At 71.1% G+C, this 8,651-nt stretch carries 7 protein-coding genes; 5 read left to right on the top strand and 2 right to left on the bottom strand.

From position 1 onward, the window contains the following. A partial coding sequence (locus E2651_RS37825) for a sensor histidine kinase (RefSeq protein ID WP_135335804.1) occupies positions 1-1,195 on the top strand: 1,195 nt, incomplete at its 5' end. Continuing rightward, positions 1,192-1,860, top strand: a complete 669-nt coding sequence (locus E2651_RS37820) for a response regulator transcription factor (RefSeq protein WP_280922825.1) — start codon at positions 1,192-1,194, stop codon at positions 1,858-1,860. The genes E2651_RS37825 and E2651_RS37820, both read left to right, overlap by 4 nt. 23 nt (positions 1,861-1,883) lie before the next feature. On the opposite strand, the gene E2651_RS37815 is transcribed toward E2651_RS37820, so the two are convergent. After that, positions 1,884-2,087 (bottom strand): hypothetical protein, encoded by a 204-nt coding sequence (locus tag E2651_RS37815; protein WP_135335803.1) that lies wholly within the window; start codon positions 2,085-2,087, stop codon positions 1,884-1,886. A gap of 130 nt (positions 2,088-2,217) precedes the next feature. On the opposite strand from E2651_RS37815, the gene E2651_RS37810 reads away from it, so the two are divergent. Continuing rightward, entirely contained in the window at positions 2,218-4,770 is a 2,553-nt protein-coding gene (locus tag E2651_RS37810) for a helix-turn-helix transcriptional regulator (RefSeq protein WP_135335802.1), read from the top strand. A gap of 73 nt (positions 4,771-4,843) precedes the next feature. Here E2651_RS37810 and E2651_RS37805 read toward each other — a convergent pair whose 3' ends face one another. Beyond that, positions 4,844-5,659: an IclR family transcriptional regulator gene (locus tag E2651_RS37805; protein ID WP_135335801.1), complete on the bottom strand. Its 816-nt coding sequence runs from the start codon at positions 5,657-5,659 to the stop codon at positions 4,844-4,846. Between the two features lie 381 nt (positions 5,660-6,040). On the opposite strand from E2651_RS37805, the gene allB reads away from it, so the two are divergent. Next, entirely contained in the window at positions 6,041-7,384 is a 1,344-nt protein-coding gene (allB, locus tag E2651_RS37800) for an allantoinase AllB (protein ID WP_135335800.1), read from the top strand. A gap of 20 nt (positions 7,385-7,404) precedes the next feature. After that, the gene (alc, locus tag E2651_RS37795; RefSeq protein ID WP_167829015.1) at positions 7,405-8,523 is read left to right on the top strand and encodes an allantoicase; all 1,119 of its coding nucleotides are present in this window, start codon (positions 7,405-7,407) and stop codon (positions 8,521-8,523) included. Positions 8,524-8,651 lie beyond the last annotated feature (128 nt).

Genomic DNA, 8,651 nt, shown 5'->3' with positions numbered 1-8,651 from the left:
CTCCCGCACCACCCCCGTCGCCCTCGCCCTGCGCCTCTGTCTGCACGGGCTGTTCGCGGGGCTGCTTGCGCTTGCCGGCGTGCGGGCCGTCGCCGACGGTGCGCCGAACAGCGGCGGTGTCGTGGCGGCCGTTGTCGTCATGGGCGGGGTCTACGCGGCGGGCACGCTCAGTCCGGGCGTGGCGCGGTCGCAGCGTGCGGCGGCGGTGTGGCTCGCGGTGCTTGGTGTGTGCTGGGTGGTGTTGCTCGTCCTGTCGCCGGACGGGCTGTGGACGGCCTTTCCCCTGTACTTCCTGCAGCTGCATCTGCTGCCGGTGCGCTGGGCGCTGCCCGCCGTCGCGCTGACCGCCGCTGCCGCCATCGCCAGCTTCGTACTGCACGGCTCGCCCCTGTCACCCGGCAGCTTCATCGGGCCGCTGCTCGGCGCGGCCATGGCGGTCGCGACCGTCCTCGGGTACGAGGCGCTGTACCGGGAGAGCGAGCGGCGCCGCGAGCTGATCGACGAGCTCATGGCCACGCGGGCCGAGCTCGCCGCCGCCGAGCGGACCGCGGGCACGCTCGCCGAGCGCGAGCGTCTTGCGCGCGAGATCCACGACACGCTCGCGCAGGGCCTCTCCTCCATCCAGCTCCTGCTGCGCGCCGCGCAACGCGCGCTGCCCGCCGGATCGCCCGCCGCGCCGCACATCGAGCAGGCCCGTGCCGCCGCGCAGGACAACCTCGCGGAGGCGCGGCGCTTCGTGCGGGCCCTCAGCCCGCCCGACCTGGAGCGCGGCTCGCTGGCCGGAGCGCTTGAGCGGCTCTCCGCGTCCGCGGCGCCCGGCTCCGACGTTCATGTTCAGTTCACGGTGAGCGGTACGCCCACCGAGCTGCCGACGCCGTACGAAGTCGCCCTGCTCCGCACCGCGCAGTCCGCCCTCGCGAACACCGTCCGGCACGCGGACGCCGGGCGCGCCGAGATCACGCTCAGCTTCATGGACACGTCGGTGTCCCTGGACGTGGTCGACGACGGGCGGGGCTTCGATCCGTGGTCCGCGCCCCGGGCGAGCGCGGAAGGCGGGGAGGACGGGGGGTTCGGGCTGCCGGCGATGCGGGCGCGGGCCCGGTCCCTCGGCGGGACGCTCAGCGTGGAGTCCGCGCCGGGGCAGGGGACGGCCGTCGCGGTCACGCTGCCGCTTCCGACGGGGGCCGCGCTGTGAGCGCCGTGGCGCCGGAGCCCATCCGGCTGCTCCTCGCCGACGATCACCCCGTCGTGCGCGCCGGGCTGCGTGCGGTGCTCGACACCGAGCCCGGCTTCGCCGTCGTGGGGGAGGCGGCGACGGCCGAGGCCGCCGTGTCGCTCGCCGCGACCGGCGGGTTCGACGTCGTCCTGATGGATCTCCAGTTCGGGGCGGGCATGCACGGGGCGCAGGCCACGGCCGCGATCACCGCCGAGCCGGGGGCGCCGCGGGTGCTCGTCCTGACGACGTACGACACGGACGCCGACATCCTCGCCGCGGTCGAGGCGGGCGCGGCGGGCTATCTCCTGAAGGACGCGCCACCGGAGGAGCTCGCCGCGGCGGTGCGGACCGCTGCCGCGGGGCAGTCCGCGCTGGCCCCCGCGATCGCGCACCGGCTGATGGACCGGATGCGGGCGCCCGGAGAGGCGCTGACCGGGCGGGAGCTGGAGGTGCTGCGGCTGGTGCGGGAGGGGTTGTCCAACCTGCAGATCAGCAAGCGCCTCTTCCTGAGCCAGGCCACCGTGAAGTCTCACCTGGTGCACATCTACGCGAAGTTGGGGGTTGATTCGCGTACGGCGGCGGTCGCGGTGGCGCTGGGGCGGGGGCTGATCCGGGGCGGCCCCGCACACCAGCCTCGACGCTGACACCAGACACGCTCGTCGCGTCACTACGCGCCGACACCGACGAGCGCTGAGGTGAGCACAGCGGCCAGCGTAAGGGTGCCGGCGAACGCCACGGCGGCCCGTGTCAGCGCGGCCGGGTAGGTGGCCTGATCGCGACGGGCGAGGTACCCGGCGCCCGCTGCGACCAGGGCGGCGATCACGATGGTCAAGGCCAGGGCGAGCGCGATCATGACGGTGTGGTCGGACACAGTGTTCTTCTCCTTCGACGCCGACTGCTGAGGAATGCGGTGCCGAATCTGCCGAAGCGACTGTTCGCCGTGGTGCACGCGGACAAAGATGAACACCGGTGAACAGCACGGCAGGTGAGGAGCGGCGAGGGTGACGGCAGAGGGCACGCAGGATCCGGCGGACGCATCGCGGGAGCTGCGGGCGCGCCTTGAAGCCGGGCGAGTGGCCGCAGGCCTGAACAAGACCGAACTCGCCCGCCGGGCCCAGCGGGCGCGCACGTCGGTCAGCGCGGCGCTCAACCCCGGCCACGGCATCCCCACGGCCGACACCGTGGGTGCGCTGGCCCGCGCCCTGAAGCTCGATGTACACGCCCTGCTGCAGCTGCGTGCCGCGGCCGCCGGCGACCTGGACGACGCCGCGGTGCCGGACCAGGGCGACACCCCGCGATCCCCACTCGGCGTTTCCGTCGAGGAGGCTGACGACACGTACGCGGTGGACCACCTCGGGGTTCACCACAGCATCGACCCCGTACTGCCGCCTCTCACCTCATTGACTCCCTATGTCCGTCGGCCGCACGACCTTCGCCTTGAATCGGTCGGTCGAGCGGCGGAGGTGTCCAGTCAGATGGCGGTGCTGGTCGGGGACTCGTCGACCGGCAAGACGCGTGCCTTGCAAGTCGTGGTCCTCCTGCACGAGCTCGCGAAATGGCGGTTGTGGCAGCCGCATTCGCCCGAGCAGTTCCTCGAGACGCACCGGCGCCAGCACATCGCCCCGCACACCGTGCTGTGGCTGAACGAGACACAGCGCTATCTCACCGGCCCTCTGGGGGAGGAAACCGCCTGCGCACTAAGGACGTTGCTGGCAGACCCGCTGCGTTCGCCTGTCCTGGTACTGGGAACGCTGTGGCGTGAGCACCATTCCCTCTTGACGGTTCGGCCTCGTCCGACGGAACAGGACCCGCACGCGCAGGCCCGCGACCTCCTGGACGGGCGATGCATCACGGTCCCGAACGCCTTCACCGACGACGAACTGGACCACCTGGCCCAAGTCGCGCCACAGGACCGGCGACTGGCCCTTGCCGTCGAGCAAGGCGGGCGTCATGTCACTCAGTTCCTTGCCGGCGCCCATGAGCTCGTACGGCGCTTCGAGGCTGCCCCGGCCGAGGCACAAGCCGTGATCCTTGCGGCCATGGACGCCCGCCGCCTGGGACACGGCCCGTCACTGAGTCCGGCGCTGCTGCGGGCGGCTGCCCCCGGATACCTGAGTGACCAGCAATGGCAGTTGATGGACGACGACTGGTTCGAGAAGGGCCTCGACTACGCCCGCCAACCCTGCAAGGGCGTTCCCGGTCCGCTGACGGCGTGGCGGCCCCGCCCCGGAGATGCCGCCCCGGCGGAGACTGTTCTTCGGCTCGCCGATTACCTGGAGCAGTACGCACGGAACACGCGCCGCTTCACCGTGCCCCCGGCCGCGTTCTGGAATGCCGCCGCGCACCACGCGGGGTCGGCCGCCGATCTGATGGCACTGGCGGGCGCGGCCGACGACCGGTGGCTGCGCCGGCAGGCTTCGCTGCTCTACCAGGCTGCCGCCGACAAGGGCCTGCCCCGCGCGTGGGTCGAGCTGGGGAACCTGCACGATCGCGTCGGTCATCGCGCCACAGCTGTCCGCTGCTTCCAGGCCGCGGCCGATGCCGGTGACGTCGACGGCCTCATCCGTCTCGCTCGGATACGCGGCCAGAGCGGCGACGCCGCAGAGGCCCTGCGGCTCTACCAGGCGGCAGCACGGCGAGTCGAGGACGCTGCCGAACCCGTGCCCGATGCCGCGGGACTGGTCGGACTGCTGGCCATGCCACTGGCGTCCGCGGGTGATACGGACGGAGCGGAGCGTCTGTGCCGGGCATTGGCCGATGCGGGCAACGACGATCAGTGGGTCTGGGCCTATCTGTCCAAACTCCGTATGCGCGCCGCGGATCTGGAGGGCGCCGAAGCCCCCGCGCGTGAGGCTGCTCGCCGTGGCGACTACACATACATGCTCGACCTGGTCGCGGCGTGGAGAGCGGACGGTGACGAGGTCCGCGCAGACCGTCTTTTCGATCAGCTGATCGACGTCAGCCCGACCATGGCAGTGGGGGAGATGGCGCTCTCGCCGTCACGACTCGGCCCGGAGCAGGCAGAGCGCCTCCACCAGGTCATCGAAGAGCGTGAGGGCGCCGACGCCTTGTGGGTCAGGGCCGCACGGCTGCACGAGGCCGGAGACTTCGCCGGAGCCGAAGCGCTGTACCAAGCGTGTGTCGCTGCCGGCGACCACTCGGCCCACGACGAGCTGGCCGTGCTGCGGATGGAAGCCGGTGACTTCGACGGTGCCGAGGAGTATGTCCTGCGGGGTGCCACGCAGACCGGTAACTGGCACATCGGGGATGAACTGGCCACGGTCTACCGCGAGAATGGCCGACTCGCCAGGCTGCGTTCCTTCTGCCAGAAGGCCGCCGACCAGGAATTCACCTGGGGTCTCGTCAGCCTGGCACGGCTCCTCGACGAAGCCGGCGAGCACGTCGAAGCCGAAAGCCTCGCCTTCAAAGCCGTGGCGGCCGGGGATCCCTCTCCCCTGTGGCTCTTGGGGAACGGCGGTGACGACCCCCGCCGTCGGCAACTGCTCCGGTACGGACTCGAACCGAACGGCCGCGTCGCAGATCCCTGGAGCTGACCTGGCACTGCGGCGAAGCCCTCTTGGCGGCGGGCCGCAGGGTGCCTCCCTGCGGACCCACTCCATGGAACCCTTAGGCCGCAGGCCCCGAACTCGCCAGTGCGGCGGACAGCTCCACCGCCACCTCCTGCAGCACCGGCACGATCTTGTCCACGGCCGCCTCCGTCACGCGGCCCGCCGGGCCGGAGATCGAAATGGCCGCCGCCGTGGGGGAGTTGGGGACCGACACCGCCAGGCAGCGCACCCCGATCTCCTGTTCGTTGTCGTCGACCGCGAAGCCCGCCCTGCGGACCTCCTCCAGCGCGTCGAGGAAACCCTCCGGCGTGGTGATCGTCTTCTCCGTGGCGGCGGGCATGCCGGTGCGGGCGAGCAGGGCCCGCACCTCCTCCGGCGGGGTGTGGGCGAGGAGGGCCTTGCCTACGCCCGTGGAGTGGGGGAGGACCCGCCGGCCCACCTCGGTGAACATCCGCATGGAGTGCTTGGACGGCACCTGTGCGACGTACACGATCTCGTCCCCGTCGAGCAGCGCCATGTTCGCCGTCTCGCCGGTCTCCTCGACCAGGCGGGCGAGGTAGGGGCGCGCCCAGGTGCCGAGGAGGCGGGATGCCGATTCGCCGAGGCGGATCAGACGCGGGCCCAGGGAGTAGCGACGGTTGGGCTGCTGGCGTACGTAGCCGCAGGCGACCAGCGTGCGCATCAGGCGGTGGATCGTGGGCAGCGGGAGGCCGCTGCTGGCGGAGAGCTCGCTCAGGCCGACCTCGCCTCCGGCGTCCGCCATCCGTTCGAGGAGGTCGAAGGCGCGCTCGAGGGACTGGACACCACCGCTGGCAGCGGGCGGCTTGGAGGCGGCGACTTCGGTGGAGGCGTCGCTGGCGCTTGACGTCGGCACGGCGCAGTCCTTTCGGGGCTGACGGGCAAGGCAGCAGCCTACCGGGCGGTTCTTCACGTGGTCCCTTGACCGTACTGGCGTCTTCGCCGGTCAGGGGGCCTTTGTCCGCTTCTCCACAGGAGGGTCCTGTGATCGCTCGGCGGTCCGGTTGTGTGTAGCTACGTTCTATCTTTCGGAATTCTATTTTCACTTTGTGGAAACGTCCAGGGTGTTCCAGGTGACCTCTTGACGGCCGGGGGTCGGACGTGAAGACTCATTCAACAGAACGTTGAATTCCGTTTAGCGGAACCGAAAGGTCTGTGTAGCGGAAGAGAACGAACGACAAATACTGGCAAACGTCGGCAAACGACGACGGACAACAGCGAAGAGAGGGCGTTGAGGGTGGACGTTGAACTGGTGCTGCGCTCGACTCGCGTCATCACGCCGGAGGGAACCCGCGCCGCGTCGGTGGCGGTCTCCGGCGGGAAGATCACGGCCGTGCTCGCGCACGACGCCGATGTACCGGCCGGTGCCCGGCTCGAGGACCTCGGGGACGACGTCCTGCTTCCCGGCCTCGTGGACACGCACGTCCACGTGAACGACCCGGGCCGCACGGAGTGGGAGGGGTTCTGGACCGCGACGCGCGCCGCGGCCGCCGGTGGCATCACCACCCTCGTCGACATGCCGCTCAACTCCCTGCCGCCGACCACCACGGCCGACAACCTGCGCACGAAGCAGGACGTCGCCCGCGCCAAGGCGCACATCGACGTCGGCTTCTGGGGCGGCGCCCTGCCCGACAACGTCCGGGACCTCAAGCCCCTGCACGAAGCCGGTGTCTACGGCTTCAAGTGCTTCCTCTCCCCTTCGGGCGTGGACGAGTTCCCGCACCTGAACCAGGACCAGCTCGCCGCCTCCATGGCCGAGATCGCCGGCTTCGGTGCTGATGGGGGCCTGCTCATCGTGCACGCCGAGGACCCGCACGAGCTGGACGCGGCCCCGCACAAGAGCGGCCCCAAGTACACGGACTACCTGGACACCCGGCCGCGCGTCTCCGAGGACGTCGCGATCGAGGGGCTCATCGCCCAGGCCGAGCGGCTCGGCGCCCGTGTCCACGTACTGCACCTGTCGTCGTCCGACGCGCTGCCGCTGATCGCCGCCGCCAAGCGCGAGGGCGTCAAGCTCACCGTCGAGACCTGTCCGCACTACCTCACGCTCACCGCGGAGGAAGTGCCGGACGGGGCAAGCGAGTTCAAGTGCTGCCCGCCCATCCGCGAGGCCGCCAACCAGGACCTGCTCTGGGCCGCGCTCGCCGACGGCACCATCGACTGCGTCGTGACGGACCACTCCCCGTCCACCGTGGAGCTCAAGACCGACGACTTCGCGACCGCGTGGGGCGGCATCTCCGGGCTCCAGCTGAGCCTCCCCGCCATCTGGACCGAGGCCCGCAAGCGCGGCCACAGCCTCGAGGACGTGGTGCGCTGGATGTCGACGCGCACCTCCGAACTGGTCGGACTCGACCAGAAGGGCGCCATCGAGGCCGGCCGCGACGCCGACTTCGCGGTCCTCGCGCCCGACGAGACCTTCACCGTGGACCCCGCGGAGCTGCAGCACCGGAACCGAGTCACGGCGTACGCGGGCAAGACCCTCAGCGGCGTCGTGAAGTCCACCTGGCTGCGCGGCGAACGCATCCTGCACGGCGGCGAGTTCAGCGAACCCGCAGGCCGGCTTCTGGAAAGGAAGAACTGATCACTGTGACCGCGCAGCCTATATCTCCTTTGGCGACCTTCACCGGCGACGCGAGCCCCTACGGCGGCGGCGACCCGTACGCGGACTACCGCACCGCCGACTTCCCCTTCACGCAGTACGCCAACCTCGCCGACCGGCAGCTCGGCGCGGGCGTGATCGCCGCCAACGACGAGTTCTTCGCCATGCGCGAGAACCTGCTCCTCGCCAACGACGCCGAGTTCGACCCGGAGCACTTCGGGCACAAGGGCAAGGTCATGGACGGCTGGGAGACCCGCCGCCGCCGTGGCGTGTCCGCCGAGCACCCGTGGCCGACGGCCGATGACCACGACTGGGCCCTTGTCCGCCTCGGTGCTCCCGGCGTCGTACGCGGCATCGTCATCGACACCGCCCACTTCCGCGGCAACTACCCGCAGGCCGTCTCCGTCGAGGCCACCTCGGTCGCCGGTTCGCCGACGCCGGAGGAGCTCCTCGGCGACGACGTGAAGTGGACGACCCTCGTGCCCCGCACGGCGGTCGGCGGCCACGCGGCGAACGGCTTCGCCGTGGACGTCGAGCAGCGCTTCACGCACCTGCGCGTCAACCAGCACCCCGACGGCGGCATCGCCCGCCTGCGTGTGTACGGCGAGGTCGTCGCCGACCCCAAGTGGCTCGCGGCGCTCGGCACGTTCGACGTCGTCGCCCTGGAGAACGGCGGCCAGGTCGAGGACGCGTCCGACCGCTTCTACTCCCCGGCCACCAACACCATCCAGCCGGGCCGCTCCCGCAAGATGGACGACGGCTGGGAGACCCGCCGCCGCCGCGACACCGGCAACGACTGGATCCGCTACCAGCTGGTCGCCCAGTCGGAGATCCGCGCCGTCGAGATCGACACGGCGTACCTGAAGGGCAACTCGGCGGGCTGGGCGTCTCTTTCGGTACGTGACGGCGGCGAGGACGGTGAATGGGTCGAGGCCCTGCCCCGTACCCGCCTGCAGCCCGACACGAACCACCGCTTCGTCCTGGACACCCCGGTGGTCGGCACGCACGTCCGTGTCGACATCTTCCCGGACGGCGGCATCTCGCGGCTGCGGCTGTACGGCTCTCTGACGGAGGCGGGCGCGGTCGCCCTGACCGCGCGTCACCAGGAGCTGGGCGGCTAGTCGCCCGCTGCTCGGCGAACGCCGGGCGGGCCGGGAAATCCAGCCCGTCCGGCGTTCGAGAGCCCCGCAGGGACTTGCCCTACGCCCCATACCCCCCGTCCGCCACCAGCTCCGCCCCCGTGATGAAC

Origin of the sequence: Streptomyces sp. MZ04 (assembly GCF_004684775.1) — a bacterium.
GTDB lineage: Bacteria > Actinomycetota > Actinomycetes > Streptomycetales > Streptomycetaceae > Streptomyces.
The sequence above is the reverse complement of the archived record's forward strand: the minus strand, read 5'-3'. Positions and strand labels throughout refer to the sequence as shown.